The following is a 26,221-nucleotide window of genomic DNA, read 5'->3' on the forward strand; positions in this document are numbered from 1 at the left end:
GTCAGGCACCTCGGCTCTCGTCCGCGCCGGTCGGGGCGTGCTCGGCGCCGACCCGTACGACGTTCCTGGCCAGCAGGCTGGTGAGCGCCCCCGAGAGGGCTTCCTCGATGCCGGCCCGCTTGCCGAAGCGGGTGGCCAGGAGGGCGGTGATCTGAGCCGGCGTCCTGTCTCCCGTGCACAGGTCGAGCAGGGCGGCCGTGGCCTCGTTCACCCGGAACGCCTCGGGCAGGCCTTGCGGGAGCACCCGCATGACGAGCACGACCGGCGTCCGCCGTGCGGACTCGGGGGCCTCTCCTCGTTCGACGGCGTCGGCGATCGACGGTATGTCGTAGTCGAAGCGCAGCACGCGGATGCCGGGCGCCAGCACCGGCCGGGCCTCCGGCGCCACGTTCGCCCCCTCGGGGGGAACGGCGTCGAGCAGCAGCAGATCGTCGGTGGGCAGGGGCGTCAACCGCATCTCGCTCATGGCCTGCTCGTAGCGGCACAGATCGGTTGCGTAGGACGGGAGGGAGGCCGTGACGGCGATGCAGTCCACGAGGAACCGGCCGAAGGCCATGGCGTGCTCGGCCACCAGCATGTTGGGCTGGGCGGGGTGCAGATCGTAGTAGCGTTCGAAATAGCGGCCGACGACCTCCCTGCCGCACACCCTCGACGTGAGGGGAAACGTGGCGACGAGGCGCCCGCGACGCTTGTCGCGCAGGGTCTGGGCGAACAGATCGACCATTTTCTTGTCGATCGCCTTGAGTGTGTCCTTCTCCGGCTCCGTCAGCTCGTACTTGCGCAGCGCCTCCTCGGGCGCGTGCGCGAACCAGCCCCTGAACGCTTCGTCGACGTACAGGCGCGCCAGCGCGGCCTGGGTCTCCGCCATGGTCATCTCGGTCCTCCTCGACTCGGCCTCCGATGCGATACGCGCGAAGTTGTCCGCCACATACGTGACATAGCCCTCCCAGTCCTCCAGCTCTCGCGAGATCTCGTCATGGCCGCGCCGGCCGATGGCCCTGGCCGTCACCGGATCGCCGAGCGCCCGGCCGATGGCGTCGCCGAGCTCGCCGACGTCTCGCGGGTCGGCCAGCAGGCAGTTCTCCGTGTCGCGCAACTGGTCGGCGTACAGCTGGTAGCGGGCCACGTCGCGAGAGAGGATCAGGCATCCGCCGCAGGCGAGGATCTCCCGGGGCACGAGCGGCCGGTGCACGCCGATCGGGAAGTCGCGCTCCAGGAAGGCCACCGCGTCGCAGGCCGCGATGAAGGACGGCACCTTCCACGGCGGCATGAACGGCAGGAACGTGAGGTTGCGCTGGATGCCCAGCTGCTCGGCCAGCGCGTACAGGCGCCGCACCTCCGTCGCGGGGCCGCTCGTGGCGATCACCACGTTGTGCCCGGCGTCCCTCCCCGGCGTGGCGGCGAAGGCACGGAGCAGGTCGGACATCCCCTTGGTGTCCCCGGCCTTGCCGTACATGCCCAGGGTCGGCTCGCCCTGCCGGAACGACCTCTCGCGCCGCCGGTAGACCCCGTTCAGCTCGCCGTCCTCGTTGATCCGGTCCTGAACCGCCGCCACGTTCATCGGCTCGGCGTCCTGGTGGAAGAACGGCGTGGGCACGCTGTGGCGGACGTGCCGGTGCAGCCTCTCGGGCTCGACGCCCAGATGGTGCAGGCCGCGGCTCGTCAGTGTCGGCGCGATCCAGAAATCCGCGCTCCGCGCCACGTGCCCGTACGTCTCGCGCAGCCCGTCGTGGCGGTAGAGCCGCCCTATGTCGCTGCCCGCGTGCCTCAGCCCGTAAGGGACGCCGGTCCACGTGGAGACCAGATGCGCGGCGACCCCGTACGGTTCCAGGTAATAGCCGTAGACGAAGTCGAACGGGCCGTGATCCTCGACGACACGGGCCGCCGTGCCGGCGAGCTTGCTGACGAAGGGATTGGCGAACGGCACGTAACGCAGGGTCCGCGGGTCGCTCGCCGTCTGGTGCACCCGGACCGCCGACTCCTCGCGCGGATCGGCGCCCGGCTGGCCGGCGTACAGATCGTCCTGAACTCTGAAGGCCGCTTCCACCTCACTGGCATTGGTGACGACGTGGACCTCGTGTCCCATGCTCGCCAGCGCGTAGCTGTCCCATAACATCTCCCGGCTGACCCCGCCCTGAATGGGGGGATACTTGCCGATCATGCACAGACGCAAGGCGAAACCCTTTCCTGGTTTTCCGGGTGACGGGCCGGTAAGGCGCTGCGAGATGCGCGCCTTACCGGCCTTGCAGCGAAAAAGGCGGCCCATCGTCAGGTCGCCCTACGCTGTTATCCGCGGCAGTAGAGACAGGGGCCGATGCTGGTGCCGCATCCGATGCACGGAATCATTTCCATGCCGTTCTCGTCCACTGCCGTGTACTGCTGCGGCAGGGCGACGTCGCTGATCTGGAAGATCTCTCCCGGTGACGTCGCCGAATCGACCGGCGTTGCGACTGACAGGTCCACGGACACTGCGTCTCCTTTCGACGGTTGGCGCATTGACAATCACAGGCTGCGGGAAGAAAGCACGCCTGTCGATGATTTCGGAATGCGCCGAACCGTGGGCGTTCCCCCCATCCGCGTACGGCGATTCGCGCTCATCCACACCGCCGGCACGATCGGCGCCGCGAGGGTGTCCACCCGTGCGAGCAGCGGAGGTTGCGTTCGGGCGCGGCCGGGTCGATCCGCCATCGCGCGAGCGCGTCGGCGACGGCCTCCTCCTTGGTGATCGCTCGCGGGCCCGAGGCGTGCCGGATGAGGCCGGCCGCGACCGCGGTCGCGCGGTGGAGGCCGAAGCTCAGCGCGCCGCCCGGCCGGTCCACCGGCTCGCGGGCCACCGCGACGGAGTCCGCGATGGGCCGCGCGAACACGGACGTTCCCCTGCCGAGTCCTGGGACACCGTCGAGCCGGTCCGCGACGAGGGAGGCCACCGGGGCCGTCTCCTCGGGGAGATAGGCGACCAGCGCATCAGTTCGTGGGTACATGCCCGCCCGGGAGAGAACCTTCGCCCGGTAACGGACCTTCGCCTCCTCCAGGATCCGGAGCGTTCGAGCCCAGACGGCCGGCGCCGCCGCCGGGTCGGCGAGATGCACGTAGACACGGAGGACGGCGGTGTCCGGACAGGATCCGCGCGAGCCGTCGACGACGAGGAATCCCGGGGAAAGCGCGGCACGCGCGCACGGAAGCTCCGCCACCCCCGTGCCCGGCCGGATCGACGAGGCAGGGATGAGGACGCGCACGCCGTCGATCCGGGCGACGACGTCGGCGGAACCCGCCTCCTCGCTCAGGACCTCCACCGGTGCGGTGGTGCGCCGATGCGGTACGGACGCTCGCAACGGCTCCTCCAGGGCGGGGGACGGCGTCATGTCGTGGTCGTCGTTCCCGACATGGAAACGGTCGTAGACGAGCTTGGCCAGCAGCCGTTCGAGCTCGGCCGGGTGGGCTGCGGACAGGCGGTGGCGCGGGCCCGCCTCCGCCCGGGTGCCGTCGGGGGACACGGTGATCCCGTGAAGGAGCGGGCGCAGGCGTCGGGCGATGCGGATCCTGCTCACGCTGATCGATCGAGGCCCACGCGCGCGCCGGCCTCGCTTCCGCTGAGTAACAACATCTGGCCGACCCCGAGCATGACCTTCCCCTTGGCCGGCAGGCGGCCGCTGATCTGCGTGAGCGCCAGAGTCCTGTCGATCAGGTGCCAGCCCGCGAATCGGCCCGCCCGCTCCGCCAGGCCTGTGGGGTCGACGTCCACCGACGCCAGATAGCTCTCCCACATCGCGGAGACATGTCCCCGCGCCCTGCCGAACGCGGAGTCCAGACGCTGCCCGAGGTCGCCGGCGCCGGCCTTGCCCGACAGCGCCCCGCACAGAGCCTGGTAGACGATGTCGCCCGCGAGGCTGCCGACGTCGCGGGCGGGATCCGCCGCCCTGAACTCCTCCCAGTCGGTGAGATAGAGCCCCTCCTCGTCGCGGCGGAACTGGTCAAGACGCAGATCGCAGTGCGCGGGAACCCGGGGCGCGTCGTCCTCCAGCGCAAGCAGCGCGGCGATCGCGCTGATCAGGGCGGTGTCCTGCTGCAGGAGCCGCCACATCGCCAGTTCGCCGCCGCTCGCTCCCAGATAGCTTCGCAGCGGCAACGCTCTGAACTCGTCCAGCGCCGGACGAGCGAGTGGCGCCGCGGAGATCCCGGCCGTGAGGTCACGGGAGTGAAGCAGCGCGATGAGCTGCCCGCATTCGCGGCACAGCTCGTCGTCGACGGGCAGTTCGAAAGCGGACGGGCCCGATCGGTAGTCGTATATCAGCAGCCGGGCGCCTTCCTCCGAGGCGACCAGCGCCGGTGTGCGCGCCGCCAGGGAGTTGTCTCCGAAGCCGGCGAACTCGGCGAAGTGAAGTGCTCTCGAAAATCGTTCCGCCGTGTCCGCGACCGCGCCGGTGAGCCTTTTGGCGAAAAGGCGCCGCGGGGCACCGCCGGCGGATGTGGAGTATCCCGTCCAGATGAGGTTCCGGCCACGCGGCGGAGCCGGGTCGGCGACGAAGTCCGCATATCCCATCCCGGCCAGGAGCGACCGGATGTCCGCTGCTCGGTCCGCCGACATGTCCATTCCTCCGTGCGCCTGTATCCGAAGACCGGGCATGGGCTTTCGTAACCGAAGGCCCATGCACGGTCGGGTTGACTCGCTACCTCATCGTCGTCAGCGGCGCCATCTCGGTGAGTTCGGTCCCGTCGGCGGCGATTTCATCGCGGGAAACGTACGTGGTCGCGGCGTCGATGAGCTCTCTGGAAATCATGCGCATTCCCTTCTCGATTGCGGTCAAGTGACATGTAAACCCCCGAGGTCGAGGCCCGTCCATGAATTCGGCGTGGGCCGAAGCGATGACGGCCTCCGGCGCCGGTGCGGAGGGTGACGTCAGCGACGGCCGCTCAGCAGGACCAGCCCGAGCGGCGTCAGCGCGTGCCGCACGTTCTTGCCGATCCTGGTCGTGGTGACCAGCCCGGTGGCTCTGAGCACCGCGATGTGCTCCGACGTCGTCGGCATGCTCATCTCGACGCGCCGGGCCAGCTCCGTCGTCCCGCAGGGCGAGGTGAGGTTGTGCAGGATGGCGGCACGCGTGTGGCCGAGCAACTGCTCCATCGCCACCTGGCGCTCCCGCGGCGTGGACGGCTCGGGCGGAAGCGGGGCGGTGGTCGGATAGACCACGATCAGCTCACCGCCGAGGAACGACCGGCCGACGGGCTCGCCGTCCCAGAGGGGCGACGGCGCCAGGGTGACCGGCCCCTCGCCGGAGGCGGACGGCACGTGGATGGTCTCGGCGAGCGGCTGGACCGCGCTGCGCATGCCGTGCCGGGTCACGGACCGGCTGAACTCGACCACCTCCTGTTCATGCCCCGCGCGCACGTCGTCCCAGTACGGCAGCAGGCATGCGCGGAAGTACGAGCGCAGCGCGGCCGTGAGCCCGGTCCGCTGGCCGGTGCTCCCGACGAACGCGGTGAGCCACCGCGGGATCTCCCGCCCGGCGAACGCCGCGCGCAGCTCCCCCCACACGGTGCTGTCAGGCATGCCGGCCACCAGGCGCAACGCCCGATCCAGCTCCGGCTCGGGCGGAGCGATGAAGGTCAGCGCGTTCTGGCAGAGCGTCACCATGTCCAGCAACGGCCTGGCCATGGCAGGCAGGCGCGCGGCCGCGTGCCGTTGCCACCCGCGCAGTTCCCCCTCATGACGGACGCGGCTGAGCGAGTGAAGGCTGTTCAACGTCTCGATCAGCGGCATGGGCTCGGCTGAGCAGCGGATCGAGCCGAGGTCCAGCATGAGCGCCTCCCGCGAGCCTTACTCCAGTGAAGTCATAAAGTAAAAGGGGGGCGTATATCCCGCATATACGATCGCCACGTCACGTGGTCATCCTGACAGGTAGGTGGGCTGTTGGAGTTCACGATCCTCGGCGATGTCGGGTTCACCGTCGATGGCCGCCCGATCGCCATCAGGTCCGTCCGCAAGCGCCTCATCCTCGCCATGCTGCTGGCTCGCCGCGGGGCCCCCGTCTCCTCCGGCCGCCTGCTCGACGCCCTCTGGGAACACGAGCCGCCGAAGTCCGCGCGCGAGAACCTGCGCGTCTACGTCTACCGTTTACGCACCACGCTCGGCGCGGGCACGTCCATCGAGCACGACGCGGGCGGCTACCGGTTGCACCTGGGGCAGGCCGGCCTGGACGCGGCCCGCTTCGAGGAGCTGGTCGAGCAGGGCGACCGGGCCCGCTCCGGCGGCGACCGGGTCAATGCGGCCCGCTGGTACGGAGAGGCACTGAGCCTGTGGCGGGGCCGCGCCTTCGGCGAGCTGGCCGACCACCCGTCGCTGCGGGAGGAGTCTCACCGCCTCGAGGAACGGCGCCTGGTGGCGCAGTCGTGCCGCATCGACGCCGAGCTCGCGCTGGGTGCGCACGCGCGACTCCTTCCCGACCTGGTCGGGCTCGTGGCCGACCACCCGTTCAGCGAAGGCTTCCGCGCCCAGCTCATGCTGGCCCTCTACCGCTCCGGCCGCCAGAACGACGCCCTGAACGTGTACCAGGAGGGCAGGCGGCTCCTGGCGGAGGAGCTCGGCCTGGCTCCCGGTCCCGAGCTGGAGGCCTTGCACCAGGCGATACTCGGCCATGAGCGGCATCTCGAACTGCCCGGCCGGCCGCCCGGCCCATGCGAGCTGCCCGCCGACCCGCCGATGTTCACCGGGCGCACCGGGCTGGTCGAGCAGCTGACGGCCGAGGTGGCCGGCGAGCGCCCGATCCCGCTGGTGATCTCCGGAGGCGGTGGCGTGGGCAAGTCGGCGCTGGCCATCCACGTCGCCTGGGCCGTCCGGGACGACTTCCCCGACGGCCAGCTCTACCTCAACCTGCACGGGGCGTCCCCCGGCGGCAGGCCGCTCCAGCCCATCGAAGCGCTGAGCCGGCTGCTGCGCTCGCTCGGCCTGGACGCCGCCGCCGTGCCCGCGGACCCCGACGAGGCCGCCGCCCGGTTCCGTTCGCTGACCATGGGGCGTCGCCTGCTGATCGTGCTCGACAACGTGCGGGACGCCGCGCAGGTGCGCCCGTTGCTGCCGGCCAGCCGTACCTGCGCCGTCCTGGTGACCAGCCGCAAGGCACTGGCCTCGCTGGAGGGCCAGTCGTTGTGCGAGCTGGGCGTCCTGTCCGACGACGACTCCCGCGCCCTGCTCACCCGGCTGATCGCACGTCACGGCGTTCCCGCCGACGAGGAATCGCTCGCCGACGTGGCCCGGCACTGCGGCCACCTGCCGCTGGCGATCTCCATCGCGGCGGCGCGCGTCGCCACCCAGGGCACCTGGACGCTGCGCAGGCTCGCGCGCCGGCTGACCGAGGAGCGTCGCCGCCTGGCGGAGCTGGAGATGGACGACCGCGCCGTCCGAGCGAGCCTGCAGGTCAGCTACCGCGATCTCGACCCGGCGCAGGCCCGCCTGTTCCGGTACCTGAGCCTGCTCGACCTGCCGCAGCTGGGCACCGACACCGTCGCGGCCCTGACCGGGCTCCCGCACACCGACGTGGAGAGCCTCCTCGACCGGCTCGCCGACGCGCACCTGGTGGAGGCGGTCGCGCCGGGTCGCTACTGCCTGCACGATCTGACCCGCCTGCTCGCCAGGGAGCTGACCGCCGCCGAGGACCCGGCCGGGGACAGGGCGGCAGCCGTACGGCGGGCTCTGGACGCCTATCTGGCCCTGGCCAGGAACGCCAGCGCCATCGTGATCCCCGTCGCCGTCTGGCGCACCACCCTCGGCCCTGCCACGTCCGCTCCGCCTCCCCGCTTCGCCGACAGGCAGGACGTCTACGCCTGGGTGGACGCCGAGGCCGCGAACCTGCCCGCGGTGGTCGGCACCGCGGCGGCGCTGGCCGCCGACGATCTGGTCACGGCCCTGTCCGCGGCGTTGTTCTTCCCGCTCTACGAGCGCGGCCGATGGCGCGAGCTGCACGAGATCGCCGAGCTGGCGATGGCGTCGGCCGACCGGCTGGGCGGCGCGCACCACCGCGCCGTCGCGCACAGCGACATGGGGTACGTGCTGGCCGACCTGGGCCGGCACAGCGACGCGATCCGGCATCTGGAGACCTCCCGCGAGCTGTACCACGAGAGCGGCAACCGCCGCGGGGAAGCGGCGCAGCTCGACCGGCTGGCCGTCGTCCACAGCAGGCTCGGCCGTTACGACGACGCGATCGTCAGGTTCCGGCAGTCGGTCGGGCTCGAGAGCGGCCAGGGCAACCGGTTCGGCGAGGCGATCACGCTGGCCAACCTCGGGCTCACCTACCGGCGGGCCGGCCGCCTGGAGGAGGCCATCGACGCGTACGAGGGTTCCCTGGCCATCACCGGGGAGATCGGCGACTCGGTCGGCACCGCCATCGCCCTGGGCCATCTCGCCGAGGCCCACCGGCGCTGTGGCCGGAGCAAGGAGGCGGCCGACTACTTCCGGCAGGCTCTCGACGCCGACCGGGTGGCCGGTGATCTCGGGAGCTGCACGGAGGCCATCCATTGGTGGGGGCTCGGCCTGGCCCTGGACGACCTCGATCAGGGCGCTCGGGCGCGGGACTGCTGGTCCAGGTCCGCCGAGTTGTTGTACGAGCTCAACCTGATCGACGCGGCCGAACGCTCCGCCATCGAGGCCGCGGCCCATCCGCGCACCCCCGAGGTCATCCTCAGGAACATGTGAGGCCGCGCCGGCGCGCGCGACGGTTCAGCGGTCGCTTTCCATCCACACCAGGAGCTGCTTGAGCAGGCCGTCGAGCCGCACCTGGTCCGCGGGTGTGAGGGTGCGCACCAGGCCGTTCTCCACCTCCGCGCAGATGGACATCGCATCCGTCCACAGGTGCTTGCCCTTGGCGGTCAGCTCGACGTCCACGCGGCGGCGGTCCTCAGCGCTGCGCACTCTCCGCACGAGACCCGACCGCTCCAGCGTGTCGAGCCGGCCCGTCATCCCGGCCGGGGACAGCAGGAGGTCGCCGGCCAGCTCGGACGGGGTCGCCGACCCGTCGCGTGCCACCAGCCGGTGCAGGGTGTCGAACTCGTAGTCCTGCATGCCCACCTCCCGCAGCGCCGCCTCCTTGGTGTGGGACAGATGCTTCACCAGGGCCTGCATCCGCGTCACGATGCCCTCGGTCCGCTCGTCGAAGGGTGCTTTGCCACGCCAGCGGGCCAGATGACGATCGACCGAATCTTCCATGGAGAAATCATACGGAAGCGAATTATTGCTTGACGAATGTTTCGCTGGCGAAATAGCTTCGGGGCTCATGACCCAGCGGCTCCTGATCGGTCGATGCCTGTCCGCACTGGCCACCGCTCTCATCCCCACCACGCTGACCCTGGCGGTCCTGCGGATCACCGACGACGGCGGGGCGCTCGGCATCGTGCTGGCGAGCGAGATGGTCCCCCTCCTGCTCCTGCTGCCCGTGGGGGGAGTGCTGGCCGACCGGATCCGGCCCGAGCTGGTCGCACTCCTCGCCGACCTCGTCCGATGCCTGTCGCAGGCCGTCATCGCCGTCGAACTGCTGCTCGGCGTGCATCGCCTCCTGGACCTCGCGCTGCTGTCGGCGCTTTCGGGAGCGGCCATCTCGTTCGGCAGCCCGGCGGTGCCCAGGATGGTGGTCGCGGTGGTGCCGTCGCAGGACAGGTTGCGGATGAACACCCGAATCGGCGTGGCGACAAGCCTTTCCGCGGTCGTCGCTCCCGCGCTGGCCGGCACGATCACGGTGGCCGCCGGTCCCGGTTGGGCGGTCGCGCTCACGGCGGTGTTGTTCGCCTGCTCGGCGCTGACCCTCGGAGGGATCCGCACCCGAGCTCCGGATCGCGGCGGGCAGGACGCCACCTCCTCCTTCGGCCGGGATGTGGCCGAGGGGTGGCGGGAGATCAGGGCGCGGCCGTGGTTCCTGGCCTGCGTGCTGGGACACGGAGTGTGGCATCTCGTGGCCGGAGTGTTCCTGACGCTCGGCCCCGTGATGGCCGTCCAAGAGTTGGGCGGCGAGGCGAGCTGGGCGCTGATCGTGCAGAGCGGTACGGCCGGCATGGTCCTGGGCGTGTTCGCCGCTCCCCGGCTGCCCATCCGCCGGCCGCTGGCGGTGGTGCAGGCCGGGGCCGCGTGCTACCTGCTTCCCATGGCGGCCCTGGCCGCGGGCTCGTCCCTCTGGGTCATGACGAGCGCGTACTTTGTGGCGATGTTCGGGCTGGGGCTGCTCAGCCCGCTGTGGGAGACGGTGGTGGCCGACGAGGTCCCCGAGCACGCGCTCGGGCGGGTGCGGTCGTTCGACCACCTCATCTCGTTCGCGTCGCGACCGTTCGGGCTGGCGACGGCGGCACCGCTGGCCGCCGTCACCGGGGTGACGGCGCTGGCCCTGATCGGCGGTGCCCTGGTCGCCGCGGCGAACCTCGCCGCAATCCTCCTCCTGGGCAAGCCCTCCAAGGCGTCCTCCGGCCCGGACCCGGACCGCAAGCACGCCCCGTCCTCGCAGTGAGGCCCCGCGTCGTGCGGTGGGACGCCCTGACGGGACGGCTTCGCGGTGATCCCGTCACGAGCCCGGTCGCTGGTCTCCTATGACCATTGACCGGAGATCGGACTGACCGGTTCAGCCGACGGCGGCCTCGGCGCGGCGCCGGCACTCCTCCAGGGTGAGGCCGGCCAGCGCCTCCCGCACGGCGGGCACGCACACCGGGGCCATGGACAGGCTCGTCACGCCCAGCCCGGCCAGCAGCGGCGCGAGCTGCGGATCGCCGGCCGCCTCGCCGCACACCCCGACCGGCTTGCCCGCCTCCCTGCCCGCCCGCGCGCACATGCCGATGAGCTGGAGCAGGGCGGGCTGGCGCGGGTCCAGCAGATCGGCCAGCGCCGGGTGCTGGCGGTCGGCGGCGAAGGTGTACTGGGCCAGGTCGTTCGTGCCGATGCTGAGGAAGTCGACCTCCCGCAGCAGCGCCCCGGCCCGAAGCGCCGCCGCCGGCACCTCCACCATCGCACCCACCTTCGCGATGCCCCGCTCGCGGGCGCGGCGGGCGAACCCGCTCGCCTCCTCGACGGTGGTGACCATGGGCGCCATCACCCATGCCCGCGTGCCCGTCGCCCTGGCCGCCTCGGCGATCGCGTCGAGCTGGGTGTCCAGCACGCCGGGCAGGATCCTGTCCACCCGCAGGCCCCGCACGCCCAGGGCGGGGTTCGGCTCCTCGGGCAGGCCCAGGAAGGGCAGAGGCTTGTCGGTGCCCGCGTCGAGCGTGCGCACGATCACGGACTCCGCCTGCTCGAACACCTCCGCGTACGCGGCCACCTGCTCCTCGAACGACGGCGCCACCGTACGGCCGAGGAACAGGAACTCCGTCCTGAACAGCCCGACGCCCTCCGCGCCCGGCCGCAGATCCTTGGCCGCGCCGATGTTGAGCAGCAGCTTCACCGGATGGCCGTCGGCGGTCCTGCCGGGGCCGCTGCTCGCGGCCAGCCTGGCCCGCTCCGCGCGGTCGCCCGCCACGATCTCGGCCGCCCGCTCCTCGGTGAGGCCGGTCGTGACCTCGCCGGTGCCGCCGTCCACGCCGACGACCGTGCCGTCGGCCAGGCACATGACGCCCGCGCAGGCCACCACAGCGGGCAGGCCGCGGCCCCGCGCCAGGATCGCGGTGTGGCTGGTGGGCCCGCCCCGCTCCGTGACGAGCGCCAGCACGTCCGGCCCCAGCCCCGCGGTGTCGGCGGGGGAGAGGTCCTCGGCCACCAGCACGTACGGGTGGCCGGGGGCGGGCAGGCCGGGCATCGGCAGGCCGAGCGCGAACGCCACCGCCCGGTGCTTGAGATCGTCCAGATCGGCTGCCCGCTCGGCCAGGTAGCCGCCCAGCCCGGCCAGGGCGTCGCGGTGCTGGGCGAAGGCGGCGTCGAGGGCGTGCGCGGCGCCGGCGCCGTCGCGCGCCCGCCGCTCGGCCTCCTCCAGCAGCATGGGGTCCTCGGCCATCATGGCCAGCGCCTCGAGAATCTCCGCCGCCTGCTCCCCGCCCGCGACCCCCGCTTCACCGGTCGTCGCGCCGCGGCCCGGGGCCACGGCGGCGCGGGCGGCGGCGGCGCGGCGGTTGAGGTCGGCGGCGACCGCCTCCAGGGCCCTGGCGACCGTGGCCGCCTCAGCGGCGGGGTCGGTGACCGGGCGCGCGTCGGGCAGCGTCGGCGGCCCCGCCATCCGGATCACCGGGCCCGCCGCCCGGCCCTGGCTGACGCCGAGGCCGACGAGCCCCCCGGCGGCACCTGCCTCGGGGCCGCCGCCGGGGCCGCCGCCGTGAGTCGTGGCCCTCTGCGGTCCCGTGCCGGGGGGAAGGGGGTCAGGGCGGGACAGGTCACGCATCGAGGGCCTCTTCCGCGTCCAGGTCGCGCGACAGCAGCGCCGCCAGGGAGTCCAGAGCCTCCTCCGCCCCGGGCCCCTCCGCTTCGAGCGTGACCTCTGAGCCGCGCACCGCGCCCAGCGACAGCACCCCCAGCATGCTCCTGGCCGGCACGGACTTCTCGCCCAGCCGGACCGTCACCGGCACCCCCAGCTTCGCCGCCGCCTGGACGAACAGCTTGGCGGGACGGGCGTGCAGGCCACTGGCCGAGGCCACGGCCACCGTTCGTTGTGCCATGAGAAGCCTCCCAGGCTCCATGTTCGATCTCGCGTGCTCGATCTTCGTGTCTTCGGGGCTCGTTCTTCAGCGTTCGTTCATCAGCGTTCGTTCATGAGGGCTCGATGGTGACCTTGATGGCCGCGCCCCTGCTGACGAGATCGATCCCGTCGAGCACCTGGGGCAGCGGCAGCCGATGGGTGATGAGGTCGGACACCACCACGGCGCCGTCGGCGACCAGTCGCAGCGCCTCCGCGTTGTGCGCGGGGCTGGAGCCGTTCGCGCCGACGATGGTCAGCTCGCGGTAGTGCACCAGGTTGGAGTCGAGCGCGATGACGGGATCGTCCTTGGGCAGGCCGCCGAAGAAACTGATCCGGCCCTGCCTGGCCGCCATCCGCACGGCCTGCTCCTGCGCCGCGCCCGACGCCGCCGCCGTGATCACGACGTCCGCGCCCCTGCCGCCGGTCAGCTTGAGCACCTGCTCGGCCGGGTCGGCGTCGATGGCCGCGTCGGGGCGTACGAGCTCGGCCGCCATCGCCAGGCGCTCGGCGTTGACGTCCACGAGGAAGACCCGGGAGGCGCCGCGCGCCCGCGCCAGGCGCACGTGCAGGCAGCCGATCGGGCCCGCGCCCATCACCACCACGTCGTCGCCCGCGCCGACGCGCGCCAGCGACTGGCCGTTCAGCACGCACGCCAGCGGCTCGGCCACCGACGCCTCGGCGAAGCCGACGCCGGACGGGATGGTGTTGACGCCGTCCACGGCCAGCACCTTGGCAGGGACGATCATGTACTCGGCGAAGCCGCCGTCGTAGTGGTAGCCCATCGACTCCTGGTTCGGGCAGACCGTACGGCGGCCGCGTACGCACTCCTGGCACGTGCCGCACGGGATGGCGGCGATCACCTGCACCCGCGCGCCCGTGCCGACGACCTCGCCGGCGATCTCGTGGCCCATGACGCGCGGCGGCCTGATGTGGTGGTGGCCGAACGTGAAGATCTTGGCGTCCGTGCCGCACGTCGAGCAGTTGCGCACCCGGATCTTCAGCTCGCCGGGCCCCGCCTCGGGCTCGGGCGCGTCCTCGATCCTGATGTCGCCGGGTGCGTGAAATCTGGCGACCTTCATGTGAGCTCCTTCATCACCTGCGAGACCTCCGTGGCCTCGCGCAGCGTCCTCGCGCGGTCGGGGTCGAGCAGGATCTCGGCCAGCTGCGACAGCAACCGCACGTGCCCGTCGTCCTTGGCGGCGATGCCGACGCACAGGGTGACCTGCTCGCCGTCCCAGTCGACCCCGCCGGGGAAGCGGACCACGCAGATCGCGTCGCGCCGGACGTCCTCCTTGGAGGCGTTCGTCCCGTGCGGGATGGCCACCCCCTCGCCGACGTAGGTGGAGATCGACCGTTCGCGTTCGAGCATCGCCTCGATGTACGGCTCCGCGACCGCCCCGACGTCGGCCAGCGCCCGCCCGCACCGGCGGATGGCCGCCTCGCGGTCGGGGGCGCTCTCGTGCAGCAGCACGGCCCGCGGGTCGAGCAGGTCGTCACGCATCGACGGTGCCGCCGTTCTTGATGGTGTTCACCAGCTTGGTCACCGCCGGGTCGCCGAGGAAGATCTGGAACGACACCAGGGGCTTCCCGGGGGCGGAGGCTTTGGCCCTGGCGGCGAGCCCCGAGTGGCACACGATGACGTCGGCGTCGTCGGGGATGGAGTTGACCGGGGTGTGCTCGACGGTGACGCCGCTGTCCTTGAGCTGCTTGCGCAACTGCGAGGCGAGCATCACGCTGCTGCCCATCCCGGCGTCGCAGGCGACGATGAGCTTCTTGATGTCCTTGCTGTCGATGCTGGGCATGGTTCAGGCCTCCTTGGTAGCGGGTTCAGTGGTGGAGCCGGTGGTGGGCCCGGTGGTGGGCCCGGTGGTGGGCCTGGTGGTGGGCCTGGTGGCGGGCTCGGTGCCTTCTGCGGATTCTGCGGACGCGGTGGGGCCCGCGGAGTCGTCCTGCTCCGCCTTCTCGCCGCGGCCGAAGCCGAGCAGGACGGCGGCGACGGCGAACGACACGGCCGCGGCCACGAGGATTCCCAGGCTGGAGCCGAGCCAGCCGCCCCTCGGGGTGACCGCGAGATACGCGAAGATGCTGCCGGGCGACGGCGAGGCGACCAAGCCGGCGCCGGTGGCGATGAACGTGAACACGCCGGCCGCGCCGCCCGCGATGACGGCCAGGATGAGGCGCGGCTTCATGAGCACGTACGGGAAGTAGATCTCGTGGATGCCGCCGAAGAACTGGATGAGCATCGCGGCGGGGGTGCTGGGCCGCAGCTGGCGCGGGCCGAACAGCAGGAACGCCAGCAGCAGGCCGAGCCCGGGGCCGGGGTTCGACTCGAGCATGAACAGGATCGACTTGCCGGTCTCGGCGGCCTCGGCGATGCCGAGCGGGGTGAGCACGCCGTGGTTGATGGCGTTGTTGAGGAACAGCACCTTGGCCGGCTCGATCAGCACGGAGGCGACGGGGAGCAGGTTGTTGCCGATCAGCCAGCTCACGGCGTTGCCCGCGGCGGTGGTGGCGGCCTCCACGATGGGGCCGATGCCCAGCATGCCGATGACGGCCATCACGCCGCCCACGATGCCGGCGGAGAAGTTGTCCACCAGCATCTCGAAGCCGGCCTTGGTCCGCTGCTCCGTGAACTTGTCCACATATTTCAGGATCAAGGCGGTGAGTGGCCCGATGATCATGGCGCCGAGGAACATCGGGGACTCGGTGCCCACCACGACGCCCATGACCGCCACCGCGCCGACGACCGCGCCGCGCTGCCCGTGCACCATCCGGCCGCCGGTGTAGGCGATGAGCACCGGAAGCAGGGTCCCGATGATCGGGCCGACCATCTTCGCGAGGGTCTCGTTGGGCAGCCAGCCGGTCGGGATGAACAGCGCGGTGATCAGACCCCAGGCGATGAACGCGCCGATGTTCGGCATGATCATGCCGGCCAGATGGCCGCCGATGCGCTGGACGGTGGCCTTGACACCGGTTCCGGTGACCGGGGGTGTGTAACTTTCGGCCATGGGACTTGCTCCTTCGGGGGATGAGCAGTGATCAGCCGCTTCGCTGGGTCAGGGGAGTGCGGGTGCGGGCGGGGACGGCAGGGCGGGGGAGGAGAGGCGACGGGCCGGGTCGGGGGAGCCGACGGTGACGGCGCCGGGGTCGATGTCGGCGGGGCCGGGCATCCGGCTGCCGGGCAGGCGTACCGCCGCGGCGCCCCAGGCCAGCGCCTGGGCCAGCGCGCCGGGGCCGCGCCCGCCTCCGGCGAGGAAACCGGCCAGCATGGCGTCGCCCGCGCCGACGGAGCTGCGGGGTTCGGCGACGGGGGCCTCGCCGTACCAGATGCCGTCCGGGCCGACGAGGACGGCGCCGTCGCCGCCCAGGCTGGCCAGCACCGCCCGCGCGCCCGCGGCGCGTAACGTGGCCGCCGCCTCCACGACGTCGCCCACGCATCGGATGGGCATGCCGGTGGCGGCGGAGAGCTCCTCGGCGTTCGGCTTCACCAGGGCCGGCGCGGCGCCGAGCGCGCAGGACAGCGCCGGGCCGCTGGTGTCGACCGCGACGTGGATGCCCGCCCCGGCGAACCTGCGGCACAACGACGCGTAGACGTCGGCGGGGACCTCGGGCGGAAGGCTGCCCGAGGCGACCACCCAGTCGGCTCCCCGGTCACCGGAGTGCGCGGCCTCCAGCACGGCGTCGGCGATCGTGTCGAGCTCGTCCTGCGCGAGGGCCGTGCCGGGTTCGTTGATCTTCGTGACGGTGCCGTCGGGTTCGGCGAGGGTGACGTTCGACCTGGTCGGGCCCGCGACGGGGACGGTGACCATGTCGAGGCCCTCTTCGGCGAGCAGCCGTACGAGCTGCCTGCCCTCGTCGCCGCCGAACGGCACCACCGCGCGCGAGGCGACCGCGTTGGCCAGCAGGGCGCGCGAGACGTTCACCCCCTTGCCGCCCGGGTCGAGGTGGGCGGCGGCGGCGCGGATGACCGCGCCCCTGTCCAGGGCGGCGATCTCGATCGTGCGGTCGAGGCTGGGGTTGAGCGTCAGGGTGAGGATCACGCCCGGATCACCTCCGGGCCCGCCGCGGCCAGGTCGGCGGCCAGCGCGACGTCCAGGCCGGTGTCGGTGATCAGCACGTCGATCTCGGCGAGCTCGGCGAACGTGGCGAGATAGGTGTTGGTGAACTTCGTGTGATCGGCCAGCAGCACGCTGCGCTGCGCGGCCTTGACCATGGCCCGCTTGATCGCCGCCTCCGCCGGGTCGGGCGTGGTCAGGCCCCTGCTCAGCGAGCAGCCGTTGGTGGCCATAAACGCCACGTCGACGTTGAGATGGGCCAGCGGGCGCAGCGCCCAGTCGTCGACGGTGGCGAGCGTCTTGCCGCGCAGCCGGCCGCCGAGCATGATCACGTGCAGGTTGGCGCGGGCCGCCAGGGCGGTGGCCAGCGGTGGAGAGTTCACCACCACGGTGAGCTCCCGGTCGGCGGGCAGCACCTGGACCAGCCGTCCCGTGGTGGTGCCCGCGTCGATGATCACGGAACCGTCGTCGGGGAGCTCGGCGAGCGCCGCCTTGGCGATGCGCTCCTTCTCGCCCGTCATCACCTCGTCACGGGTGGCCAGCGCGGGCTCGAACCCCAGCCGCTCCACGGGGATCGCGCCCCCGTGGACCCGGCGCAGCACACCCGCCCGCTCCAGCGACGTCAGGTCGCGGCGGATCGTCTCGGTGGTCACGTCGAGCTCGGCGGCCAGCGTCACCACGTCGACGCGGCCCGCGGACCGCGCTCTCCGCAGGATCTCCTGCTGCCGCTCCTCGGCGTACATGATGTTGGTTCACCGCCGTTTCAAGTTGGTTTCATCTGTGTTTATACCCGCTTAGTTGTGCGGTCAAGGGGATACGGGCGGAATCTGGTAGTTGTAGGCGGGTGCGAATCAAGCCCCTTGCCGCCGTGCCCGTCGTCCTCGCCACGGCGCTGACCGCCGTACCCGCTCACGCCGAGAGGGCCAAGCCGCCCTCCGTCCCCGCCGGCACCACGGCCGCGTGGCTGGTCTTCGACCGGCAGGCGGGCAAGTTCGTGGCCACGCGCAACGCGCACAGGAAGTACCGCTCGGCCTCCATCGTCAAGATCCTGATCGCGATCGACTACCTGGAGCGGCACAAGAGCGTGCCCGCCGCCGACGCCAAGCTGCTCAAGGGCATGCTGCGGGCCAGCGACGACGACGCGGCCTCGACGTTCTGGGAGCGCGAGGGCGAAGGGAAGATCGTCGTCAGGATGGCCCGCAGGCTCGGCCTGGCCGACACCACACCGCCGCCCGCCTCCAAGCCGGGCTTCTGGGGCTATACCTCGCTCAGCGCGTACGACATCGTGCGCACCTACCGCTACCTGTTCGACCGGGCCGACGCCAAGGTCAGGAACCTGATCCTGGGCCACCTGCGCAAGGCCGCGCCGTGCGGGGCCGACGGCTTCGACCAGACCTTCGGCATCCCCGACGCGATCCCCCGGCCGTGGGCGGTCAAGCAGGGCTGGTCCGGGTTCGGCATGACGCCGCCGAGCCGCTGCAAGGACGCCAAGGCCGTCGGCGCGCCCATCTCGTGGGTGGCGCAGCGGGCCACCGGCTCGGGCGTGCCCGACTACGGCCGCCCGGTGCTGCACACGACCGGCCTGGCAGGCCGGGGCGACCGGTACGTCATGGCGGTGCTCACCGCGCACCCGGTGGGCGGCACGTGGAGCGGCTCGGTCAAGCGCATCACCAGGCTGACCCGCGACCTCTACCGCAGCGTCGCGGGCTGACGTCCACGCCCGCCCGCGGGAGCGTCACCGCTGGGGCCGGTGTTGCCTCGCGGGGCGGGCGGGCCGGTAGAGTCGGCCCGATGACGAAGCATGCGATCACCCCGCAGGCCGGCATTCTCGGTGACACGTTCGGGTGCGCCTGCGGCGTGGCCCTGGCCGGCCGGATGCCGGCCGAGCTCCACGCCGCCGAGAACGGCCTGTGCTCGGCGTGCCTCGGCTCGGCGGAGGAAGAGCTGACGGCCGGCATGACGCGCGGGTGCCCGTCGTGCGCGGGCAGCGGTCGCCGCAGGGAGCAGGTCACCTGGCAGCTGGCGCACGCCGAGGCCGAGCACCTGATCACGATGACCATCGTGCGCGGGATCGTGGCGGGCTTCGACGGGCCGTTCCACCTGTCGGAGATCGCCGACACGGTCAGGACGGGTCTGGGGCTGCCCGCCGGGCGGCTGCCCGTCGGGCCGCGCGTGCGCGACCTGCTGCTGCAACTGCAGGCCGCGGGCGAGATCACCATGTTGTCGGCGCCGGACGAGCTCATCGGCTCCGACATGGTCCTCTACCGCGACCCCCGGTGGCAGCGCGCCAGGACCCTCGGCATCTGACAGCGCGCCGGGCTCAGGGCGGTGCGGCTCAGGCGCGGCAGAGGATCTCGCCGTGCAGGAGCGACATCCAGCCGTCACCGTCGGCCGCCCACGCCAGCCACCCCTCCGAGATCCGCCGCAGGTCCGCCTCCGTGGCGGCGCCCGTGGCCAGGGCCTGCCGGGCCATCGCGGAGTGCAGGATCCGCTCGGACCACATCCCGCCCCACCAGGCCCGGTCTTCGGGCGTGGCGAAGCACCAGGTCGACGACGTGGCGGTGACGTCCTCGAACCCTGCGGCCCGCGCCCACGACAGCAGCCGCCGCCCCGCGTCCGGCTCGCCGCCGTTGCCTCGCGCGATCTTCTGGTACAGCTCCATCCACTCGTCCAGCACCGGCAGCCGCGGGTGCCAGGCGAACGCCGTGTAGTCGCTGTCGCGGGCGGCCACGAACCCGCCCGGCCTGGTGACCCTGCGCATCTCCCGCAGCGCGCGCACCGGGTCGCCCACGTGCTGCAGCACCTGGTGGGCGTGGACCACGCAGAACGTGTGGTCGTCGAAGCCGAGCGCGTGCACGTCGGCGACGGCGAAGTCCACGTTGCCCAGGCCGCGGGCGCGCACCTCGGCCCTGGCCAGGTCGAGCGCCTCCGCGCTCACCTCGGACGCCGTCACGTGCCCCACCCTGGTCGCGAGGTCCGCGGTGATGGTGCCGGGCCCGCTGCCCACGTCGAGCACCTTCATGTGGGGCTTCAGGTGCGGCAGCAGGTACGCGGCCGAGTTCCCGGCGGTGCGCCAGCGGTGCGAGCGCAGCACCGACTCGTGGTGGCCATGCGTGTAGACGGCTTCCATCGCCGAACTCCTTCGTCTTCGCCGGACCGTTGCCGGCGAGCCTACGCCAATCTCACCATTCAAGAGAAAGTGTCTCGCTGTACGAGACGGGCGCGGCGTGGGCGCGGCCTCCGGTGAATCGGGCGAGCGCCCGGGTAGGGGGCGGGCACCGACCCACAAGGAGGACCCATGGCGAAGACCGTGGCAGACGTCATGACAGCCCACCCGGCCACGATCGAGGGCGACCAGCCGGTTTCCGCCGCCGCGGCGCTCATGCGCGAGCACGACACCGGGGCGATCATCGTGAATGACAACGGCCGCATGCAGGGCATCGTCACCGACCGTGACATCGCCGTGCGCGTGGTCGCCGCCGAGCGCGGCCCGGACACGCCGGTACGCGAGGCGTGCAGCCCGGCCGTCGAGGCCGTCGACCCCGACACCGGCATCGAGCAGGCCGTACGGATGATGCGCTCGCACGCCGTCCGCCGCCTTCCCGTGGTCGAGGACGGCCGCGCCGTCGGCATCGTCAGCCTGGGAGACCTGGCCGTCGAGCGCGACCCGGATTCGGCGCTCGCCGACATTTCGGCCGCCGAGGGAAATCGGTAACGTTGCCCGCGTGGTCACAGTCGACGACGTGCGGCGGTTCGCGCGCACGCTCCCGCGCTCCACTGAGCACCTCATCAGGGACCGCGTCAAGTTCCGGATAGGGCAGATCGTCTACGTGGCGTTCTCGCGCGACGAGACGCAGATGGGCTTCGCGTTCCCGAAGGAGGAGCGGGCGGCGCTGGTGGCGGCCGAGCCGGGCAAGTTCCTCATGCCGGGGGAGTCGGACCTGCGCTTCAACTGGGTCGAGGTACGGCTCGCCGCCATCGACGCCGCCGAGATGCGCGAACTGGTGCTGGAGGCCTGGCGGATGTGCGTACCGAAGAAGGTGCGCCTGGAACAGCAGCGGCAGGCCGGCACGCCCTGAGCGCCCAGGGCCTCGGCCGGAGCCGGACCACACGTCAGCCGCGGACGTCCGCCAGCCCGCGCAGCCGGCGCAGCGCCTTGCGGGCGGCCGCCGAGACTCGCTGGTCCGGGTGGTGGTCGATGAACAACCGCAGCACCTGACCCGTCCACGGATGGTCGCCGAAGGCCAGGATCGGGATCGTGCCCGCCTGCTCCTCCACGTCCATGCCCAGGGCGATCGACTCGATCACCTGGCCGGGCTCGTCCCCGAACTCCAGCAGCGCCGCCGCCATGTCCACCAGCACCCACGCGATCTCGTCCGGCGCGGGCTGCCGCTCGGTGCGGCCGGTCCTGGCCGCGATCACCGCGCCGAGCTTGCGCTTCTCCAGGTGCCGGGAGAGCGCCAGCCGGCCCTCGTCGCCGAACCGCGTCGACAACAACTCCACGCCGATCGCCCGGCTCAGCGGGCTGACCGTGGCCAGCGCCGCGGCGATCTCGGCCACCGCCTCGTCGCGCTCCCGGCCCTTCAGCCATCCCGCCAGCTCCTCGTCGCGTTCCGCCTCGGGGTAGGACCGCAGGCCGTGCAGCAGCGCCGCGGCGTCGCCGTCCGCGAGCGAGCCCATGACCGGGACCTCCTGCCCGGTGGTCGCCGCGACGATCAGCCGCGCCGCCCACAGGCCGAGCCAGCTCAGCGTGTACGGCTCCTCCTGGCGGACCAGCCCGAGCCCCGTCAGCGTCTCCGGCACCTCGCCCTGGTGCGGCTCGCGCGTCAGGAACATCCTGATCAGCTCGAGCAGCAGGGCGCCGTCGGCGGCCAGCAGGTCGCGGCAGTGTCCCGCCCAGGCGGCCAGCACCTCGGAGTCGTCGCCCTCCGGCTTCAGTTCCCCGGCCAGCGGGGCGGCGCGCACCGCCGCCGCGAGCGTGGCCTCGCCGGGCAGCCGGATCGGTGGTTGCAGGGGCAGCGTGTCGTCGTGGTAGGAGCTCACCAGCCCATCCTGTCGCGATATTTCTGTTAAAGTGCCAGCCGACACCGAAAAGTCGGAAGAAAGGAGGCGCTGAGATGTCCGGCATTACCACGGGCGCTCCTCGCGCCCGCTTCCACTTCTCGGAGGAACCATGCGTTTCCGTCCCGCGGTCAAGGACGACCTAGACCGCCTGCTCGGCTGCGTCGTCGACGAGCCCATCAGCTGGGCCCACCCTGAGCGGCTGCTGTCGTACGTGGAGAGCCGCAACTACGGCTACGACCGCATCTGGCTGGCCACCGATGACGACACCGACGACATTTTTGCCCGCGCCGTTTGGTGGAGCTTCCCCGACGGCGCCAGGCCGCTCGCGCTGGACTGTCTCTACGTGCACCCCTCGGTCGGCGACCGCGTGGGCGTGGCCGCCGAGCTGCTGCGCCACGCCCATGCCGCCTTCGGGCGGGCGCCCGAGTACCACGTTTTCGTGCCCAACGGCTGGCGCGGCGACCCCGCGGCCACGGCGGCCGTCGGCTGGCGCTGGGAGGCCGCCGGCCGCGCCGGGCTGACCGAGGAGCTCGAACGCCTGCGCTATGCGTGGACGGCGGGCGACGCGCCCGTGCCCGAGCCGCCGGACCGGCTCGTCTTCCGCGGCGAGGAGGACGACGAGGTCTTCGTGGAGGCGTTCCGGCGGGTGGCCGCCGGCTCCCTCGACTTCGCCACCCGCCAGGCCCTGCGCACCATGGACCCGGTGGAGCAGGCCCGCGAGGACGTCCGCGACTGCGCGTCCATGCGGGGCGAACGGTCCTGGTGGCGGCTGGCCTACGACAAGGGCGGCGACCTCGTCGGTGTCGCCCTGCCCTCCGCCAACGACGCCGGGCCCGTGGTCGGCTATCTCGGTGTGGTGCCCGAGCAGCGCGGCCACGGGTACGTCGACGACCTCCTCGCCGAGATCACCCGCTTCCACGCGGAGCGGGGCGTCCAGCGGATCGTGGCCGACACCGACTCCGGCAACGTGCCGATGGCCAGGGCGTTCGAGCGGGGAGGTTACCGCAACTTCGCCATCAGGCTCGTCCTGTCGGCCGATCCCGCGGCTCCGTAACGGCGGATTCCCCGTCAGGCCCTGGCCGCCCGGTCCCCGGGCTCCGCCATGCCCGGCGAGGGCCCGCGCAGCCGGGCCCTGACCACCACGTCGTGCAGCGCCTCCCCGGCGGAGGCCCGCTCGGGGAGCGCCGACGACTCCCGGGCCTCCTCCAGCGCCGCCGTCATCCGCGCCACGTCCTCCTGGACTCCCGGCACGGACGGCGCCTGCCCGTGCTCGGCCTCCCGCTTCGCGGCGACGAGCTCGGGCAGGTACGCCGGCCCGTACGCGTACAGGCGGGTCAGGTCGGCCTCCAGCTCGCCGGTGCGCATGAGGTGCGTCCCCGTCGCCAGCACGCGGAAGGTGTAGAGCAGCGGCTTCAGCTCGCCGCTCCTGCCGAACAACCGCCACTGCGTGCGCGCGAACCCCAGGTAGTGGTGCGCGTGGTGGCGCGTCAGGCAGCCAGGGGCCAGGGCGACCAGTTCCTCGTGCGCCGCCGAGGACGCCACGACCAGCGGCGAGAGCAGCTGCTCCAGCACGTAGCCGTTGCGGCCGAGCAGCAGCCGCCCGAACTTGGCCAGGTCGTGCGTCACGAGGTCCACCTCGACGCCGTCGCGCGTCCACGTCCGCTCCAGCGTCTCCGGGCCGTGCCGCAGCCCGGCCACCTCCTCCACCGGCAGCAGGTGGGCGCCCCGCAGGTCCACGTCGGAGTCGGCCGAGGGGAACCCGTACAGGTGCGCCCCGCTCACCGTCGCGAACACCGGCGGGTACGGCTGCTCGCCGGGGATCTCCGCCAGCCACCCGGGCAGGTCGTTCACAGGTTCTCCTTCCGTACGCCGATCAGGAAGTCCTCCACCCGGTCCCGGTCCGGCCGGGCGGGCAGCACGCTCGGCGTCGCGGCCAGCTCGGCGGCCAGGGCGGCGCGCCAGGCGTCCACCTCCGCCCACGGCAGGGCTCCGCGCCGGATCGCGAGCAGCCGCTCGCGGTGCGGCCCCACCCGGACCAGCGGCTCGCCGTGCCGGACCAGGTGCAGGCCGCTGAGCAGCAGCCGCACCATGTGCATGGCCTGCTTCCACCTGGGCGCGACCGGGTCGATGCGGCGGAACTGGTCCTCGGCGTAGCCGGCGAACGAGCGCTGCGCCCGCCGCGAAAGGAAGGCCGTCCGCAACTCGCGCAGCCGCCGGCCGGCGGGGGTGATCACCTCCACGACAGGCGACCACAGGCACTCGAGGACGGTCGGGTTGGCCTCGAGGGCGAGGCCGCAGAAACGCTCGACCTCCCACGAGAACTGCTCGGGCAGCGGCCCGTCGCGGTGCGTGGGGGGTTTCTCCAGCCGCCAGAACGCCGCGGTCGGCGCCACGAACACGCCCCGCCGGTCGGTGTCGGAATTTTCGGTTTCCAGCCCGTACGCCCGCGATCCCATGACGACGGAAAGGATCAAGTCATCGCTCACCCATGTATCTTGCGCCATGGGGGCGCGGGCTGATCTGATCGATCAGTGGGCGGTTACGACGAGGCTTACCGGCAGAGCATCGAACAGCCTGGCGCGTTCTGGGCCGAGGCGGCGCGCGGCATCGACTGGGACGTGGCGCCGGCCACCGCGCTCGGCGACGGCGGCCGCTGGTTTCCCGACGGGCGGCTCAACACCTGCCACAACGCGGTCGACCGGCATGTCGCGGCCGGGCGCGGCGAGCAGGCGGCGCTGATCCACGACAGCCCGGTCACCGGCACGGTCCGCGTCCTCACCTACGCCGACCTGCTCGACCAGGTGGCCAGGACCGCGGGCATGCTGCGCGATCTGGGCGTGCGGGCCGGCGACACCGTGGTCGTCTACATGCCGATGGTGCCGGAGGCGGTCGTCGCGATGCTGGCCTGCGCGCGGCTGGCGCGGTGCACTCGGTGGTGTTCGGCGGGTTCGCGGCCAGGGAGCTGGCGATGCGGATCGACCACGCCAGGCCCAAGGTGGTGCTCTCGGCGTCGTGCGGCATCGAGCCGGCGCGGGTGGTGGCGTACAAACCGCTGCTGGACGCGGCGCTTGAGCAGGCCGCGCACCGGCCGGACCACTGCGTGATCCTCCAGCGGCCGCAGTCGGTGGCCGAGCTCGCGCAGGGCCGCGACCTCGACTGGGAGCGGGCCGTGCGCGAGGCCGAGCCGGCCGGCTGCGTGAGCGTGGCCGCCACCGACCCCCTCTACATCCTCTACACCTCCGGCACGACCGGCTCGCCCAAGGGCGTCGTGCGCGACAACGGCGGGCACGCGGTGGCGCTGCACTGGAGCATGGCCAACGTGTTCGGCGCCGCTCCGGGCGAGGTCTACTGGGCGGCCTCCGACGTGGGCTGGGTGGTCGGCCACTCCTACATCGTGTACGCGCCGCTGCTGGCGGGCTGCACGACCGTGCTGTACGAAGGCAAGCCGGTCGGCACGCCGGACCCGGGAGCGTTCTGGCGGGTGGTGGCCACGCACGGGGTGCGTACGCTGTTCACCGCGCCGACCGCGATCAGGGCCATCAAGAAAGAGGACCCATCCGGAAATTTCGCGAAAAAGTGGGATCTGTCGGGGCTGCGGTACCTCTTCCTGGCCGGCGAGCGGCTCGACCCCGACACCTACCACTGGGCGTCGGACCTGCTCGGCATCCCCGTCATCGACCACTGGTGGCAGACCGAGACCGGCTGGCCGGTGGCCGCCAACTGCGCCGGCATCGAACGGCTGCCGATCAAACCCGGCTCGCCCACCAAGCCGGTGCCCGGCTGGGACGTGCACATCCTCGACGCCGACGGCAACGACTGCCCGCCGGGGGTCGACGGCGCGGTCACCGTCAAGCTGCCGCTCCCGCCCGGCGCGCTGCCCACCCTCTACCGCGACGACGCCCGCTTCGCCCGCTCCTACCTGGAGCGCTACCCCGGCCACTACCTGTCAGGCGACGGCGGCCACCTCGACGCCGACGGCTACCTCTACGTCATGGGCCGCATCGACGATGTGATCAACGTCGCCGGCCACCGCTTGTCCACCGGCTCGATGGAGGAGGTCATCGCCGCCCACCCCGACGTTGCCGAGTGCGCCGTGATCGGCGTGGCCGACGAGCTGAAGGGGCAGCTGCCGATGGGGTTCGTGGTGCTGAAGGCCGGTGCGGAGCGCGACCCCGCCGAGGTGGAGCGCGAGGTGGCCGCACTCGTACGCGAGCGCGTCGGGCCCGTCGCCGCCTTCCGCCGCGCCCTGGTGGTCGCCCGGCTGCCGAAGACCCGCTCGGGCAAGATCCTGCGCGCCACGATGCGCGACATCGCCGACGGCCGCCCGTACACCACGCCGTCCACGATCGAGGATCCGGCGGCGCTGCCGGAGATCGCGCGCGCCCTGAAGGGTACATAACGTTCGGACCGGCAACAGACCTGGCGGCAGACCTGCACGGTGTGGAAGCCTGCGCGATCGCGGGCGTGGAGCGCATG

At 72.3% G+C, this 26,221-nt stretch carries 25 protein-coding genes and 1 pseudogene; 8 read left to right on the forward strand and 18 right to left on the reverse strand.

The window, feature by feature from the left end; genetic code table 11:
• Position 1: 1 nt before the first annotated feature.
• The 5 genes from ACTWPV_RS17335 to ACTWPV_RS17355 all read right to left on the reverse strand — a co-directional run bounded on the left by ACTWPV_RS17335 (position 2) and on the right by ACTWPV_RS17355 (position 5,797).
• A complete protein-coding gene (locus tag ACTWPV_RS17335) occupies positions 2–2,161 on the reverse strand; it encodes a glycosyltransferase (protein WP_443152551.1) in 2,160 nt (719 codons plus the stop codon).
• A gap of 125 nt (positions 2,162–2,286) precedes the next feature.
• On the reverse strand, positions 2,287–2,469 hold the full coding sequence (locus ACTWPV_RS17340) for a hypothetical protein (protein WP_347644969.1): 183 nt from the start codon (positions 2,467–2,469) through the stop codon (positions 2,287–2,289).
• Between the two features lie 125 nt (positions 2,470–2,594).
• A complete protein-coding gene (locus ACTWPV_RS17345; RefSeq protein ID WP_443152552.1) occupies positions 2,595–3,548 on the reverse strand; it encodes a T3SS effector HopA1 family protein in 954 nt (317 codons plus the stop codon).
• Positions 3,545–4,585: a phosphotransferase gene (locus ACTWPV_RS17350; RefSeq protein WP_443152553.1), complete on the reverse strand. Its 1,041-nt coding sequence runs from the start codon at positions 4,583–4,585 to the stop codon at positions 3,545–3,547. The genes ACTWPV_RS17345 and ACTWPV_RS17350 overlap by 4 nt, the downstream gene beginning before the upstream one ends.
• A gap of 312 nt (positions 4,586–4,897) precedes the next feature.
• A complete protein-coding gene (locus tag ACTWPV_RS17355; protein WP_443152554.1) occupies positions 4,898–5,797 on the reverse strand; it encodes an ArsR/SmtB family transcription factor in 900 nt (299 codons plus the stop codon).
• A gap of 111 nt (positions 5,798–5,908) precedes the next feature.
• Here ACTWPV_RS17355 and ACTWPV_RS17360 point away from each other — a divergent pair, with 111 nt between their 5' ends.
• Positions 5,909–8,686, forward strand: a complete 2,778-nt coding sequence (locus tag ACTWPV_RS17360; RefSeq protein ID WP_443152555.1) for a BTAD domain-containing putative transcriptional regulator — start codon at positions 5,909–5,911, stop codon at positions 8,684–8,686.
• A 24-nt stretch (positions 8,687–8,710) separates the two neighbouring features.
• Here the strand turns inward: ACTWPV_RS17360 and ACTWPV_RS17365 are convergent, their stop codons facing one another.
• Entirely contained in the window at positions 8,711–9,196 is a 486-nt protein-coding gene (locus ACTWPV_RS17365; RefSeq protein WP_443152556.1) for a MarR family winged helix-turn-helix transcriptional regulator, read from the reverse strand.
• Positions 9,197–9,263: 67 nt separating this feature from the next.
• On the opposite strand from ACTWPV_RS17365, the gene ACTWPV_RS17370 reads away from it, so the two are divergent.
• Positions 9,264–10,481 carry an MFS transporter gene (locus tag ACTWPV_RS17370; protein ID WP_443152557.1) on the forward strand — a complete coding sequence of 406 codons (1,218 nt, stop codon included), beginning with the start codon at positions 9,264–9,266 and terminating at the stop codon, positions 10,479–10,481.
• Positions 10,482–10,592: 111 nt separating this feature from the next.
• Here ACTWPV_RS17370 and ptsP read toward each other — a convergent pair whose 3' ends face one another.
• From ptsP to ACTWPV_RS17410, 8 genes are all read right to left on the reverse strand, one after another.
• Entirely contained in the window at positions 10,593–12,332 is a 1,740-nt protein-coding gene (ptsP, locus tag ACTWPV_RS17375; protein ID WP_443152558.1) for a phosphoenolpyruvate--protein phosphotransferase, read from the reverse strand.
• Entirely contained in the window at positions 12,325–12,606 is a 282-nt protein-coding gene (locus ACTWPV_RS17380) for an HPr family phosphocarrier protein (protein WP_347619323.1), read from the reverse strand. Before ACTWPV_RS17380 ends, ptsP begins: the two co-directional genes overlap by 8 nt.
• A gap of 91 nt (positions 12,607–12,697) precedes the next feature.
• Complete coding sequence (locus ACTWPV_RS17385) at positions 12,698–13,705, reverse strand: zinc-dependent dehydrogenase (protein WP_443152559.1); 1,008 nt, start codon at positions 13,703–13,705, stop codon at positions 12,698–12,700.
• Positions 13,702–14,127 (reverse strand): PTS sugar transporter subunit IIA, encoded by a 426-nt coding sequence (locus tag ACTWPV_RS17390; RefSeq protein WP_347644978.1) that lies wholly within the window; start codon positions 14,125–14,127, stop codon positions 13,702–13,704. Before ACTWPV_RS17390 ends, ACTWPV_RS17385 begins: the two co-directional genes overlap by 4 nt.
• Positions 14,120–14,428 carry a PTS lactose transporter subunit IIB gene (locus ACTWPV_RS17395; RefSeq protein WP_132518575.1) on the reverse strand — a complete coding sequence of 103 codons (309 nt, stop codon included), beginning with the start codon at positions 14,426–14,428 and terminating at the stop codon, positions 14,120–14,122. Before ACTWPV_RS17395 ends, ACTWPV_RS17390 begins: the two co-directional genes overlap by 8 nt.
• 3 nt (positions 14,429–14,431) lie before the next feature.
• Entirely contained in the window at positions 14,432–15,634 is a 1,203-nt protein-coding gene (gene mtlA / locus ACTWPV_RS17400) for a mannitol-specific PTS transporter subunit IIC (protein ID WP_443152560.1), read from the reverse strand.
• Between the two features lie 48 nt (positions 15,635–15,682).
• Entirely contained in the window at positions 15,683–16,666 is a 984-nt protein-coding gene (gene pfkB, locus ACTWPV_RS17405; RefSeq protein WP_443152561.1) for a 1-phosphofructokinase, read from the reverse strand.
• Positions 16,663–17,424 carry a DeoR/GlpR family DNA-binding transcription regulator gene (locus ACTWPV_RS17410; RefSeq protein WP_132598494.1) on the reverse strand — a complete coding sequence of 254 codons (762 nt, stop codon included), beginning with the start codon at positions 17,422–17,424 and terminating at the stop codon, positions 16,663–16,665. The genes pfkB and ACTWPV_RS17410 overlap by 4 nt, the downstream gene beginning before the upstream one ends.
• Positions 17,425–17,525: 101 nt before the next feature.
• On the opposite strand from ACTWPV_RS17410, the gene ACTWPV_RS17415 reads away from it, so the two are divergent.
• Both ACTWPV_RS17415 and ACTWPV_RS17420 read left to right on the forward strand, forming a co-directional pair.
• Positions 17,526–18,392, forward strand: coding sequence for a hypothetical protein (locus ACTWPV_RS17415; RefSeq protein ID WP_443152562.1), 867 nt, complete (start codon positions 17,526–17,528; stop codon positions 18,390–18,392).
• 80 nt (positions 18,393–18,472) lie between these two features.
• Positions 18,473–18,988 carry a hypothetical protein gene (locus ACTWPV_RS17420; RefSeq protein WP_347644982.1) on the forward strand — a complete coding sequence of 172 codons (516 nt, stop codon included), beginning with the start codon at positions 18,473–18,475 and terminating at the stop codon, positions 18,986–18,988.
• 28 nt (positions 18,989–19,016) lie between these two features.
• Here the strand turns inward: ACTWPV_RS17420 and ACTWPV_RS17425 are convergent, their stop codons facing one another.
• The gene (locus ACTWPV_RS17425; protein WP_443152563.1) at positions 19,017–19,811 is read right to left on the reverse strand and encodes a class I SAM-dependent methyltransferase; all 795 of its coding nucleotides are present in this window, start codon (positions 19,809–19,811) and stop codon (positions 19,017–19,019) included.
• Positions 19,812–19,979: 168 nt separating this feature from the next.
• Between ACTWPV_RS17425 and ACTWPV_RS17430 the strand changes: the two genes are divergently transcribed.
• Both ACTWPV_RS17430 and ACTWPV_RS17435 read left to right on the forward strand, forming a co-directional pair.
• A complete protein-coding gene (locus ACTWPV_RS17430; protein WP_347644984.1) occupies positions 19,980–20,396 on the forward strand; it encodes a CBS domain-containing protein in 417 nt (138 codons plus the stop codon).
• Positions 20,397–20,406: 10 nt separating this feature from the next.
• Entirely contained in the window at positions 20,407–20,760 is a 354-nt protein-coding gene (locus ACTWPV_RS17435; protein WP_443152564.1) for an MmcQ/YjbR family DNA-binding protein, read from the forward strand.
• 34 nt (positions 20,761–20,794) lie between these two features.
• Here ACTWPV_RS17435 and ACTWPV_RS17440 read toward each other — a convergent pair whose 3' ends face one another.
• Positions 20,795–21,724, reverse strand: a complete 930-nt coding sequence (locus ACTWPV_RS17440) for a hypothetical protein (protein WP_443152565.1) — start codon at positions 21,722–21,724, stop codon at positions 20,795–20,797.
• A gap of 130 nt (positions 21,725–21,854) precedes the next feature.
• Here ACTWPV_RS17440 and ACTWPV_RS17445 point away from each other — a divergent pair, with 130 nt between their 5' ends.
• Positions 21,855–22,799: a GNAT family N-acetyltransferase gene (locus ACTWPV_RS17445; RefSeq protein ID WP_443152566.1), complete on the forward strand. Its 945-nt coding sequence runs from the start codon at positions 21,855–21,857 to the stop codon at positions 22,797–22,799.
• A gap of 14 nt (positions 22,800–22,813) precedes the next feature.
• Here the strand turns inward: ACTWPV_RS17445 and ACTWPV_RS17450 are convergent, their stop codons facing one another.
• Positions 22,814–23,596 carry a nucleotidyltransferase domain-containing protein gene (locus ACTWPV_RS17450; protein ID WP_443152567.1) on the reverse strand — a complete coding sequence of 261 codons (783 nt, stop codon included), beginning with the start codon at positions 23,594–23,596 and terminating at the stop codon, positions 22,814–22,816.
• Positions 23,593–24,231 (reverse strand): nucleotidyltransferase domain-containing protein, encoded by a 639-nt coding sequence (locus tag ACTWPV_RS17455; RefSeq protein WP_347644989.1) that lies wholly within the window; start codon positions 24,229–24,231, stop codon positions 23,593–23,595. The genes ACTWPV_RS17450 and ACTWPV_RS17455 overlap by 4 nt, the downstream gene beginning before the upstream one ends.
• Before the next feature lie 98 nt (positions 24,232–24,329).
• Between ACTWPV_RS17455 and ACTWPV_RS17460 the strand changes: the two are divergent.
• Positions 24,330–26,144, forward strand: a pseudogene (locus ACTWPV_RS17460) (AMP-binding protein); the annotation flags it as partial.
• Positions 26,145–26,221: the final 77 nt, after the last annotated feature.

The organism is Nonomuraea sp. KM88 (assembly GCF_052245635.1).
Taxonomy (GTDB): domain Bacteria; phylum Actinomycetota; class Actinomycetes; order Streptosporangiales; family Streptosporangiaceae; genus Nonomuraea.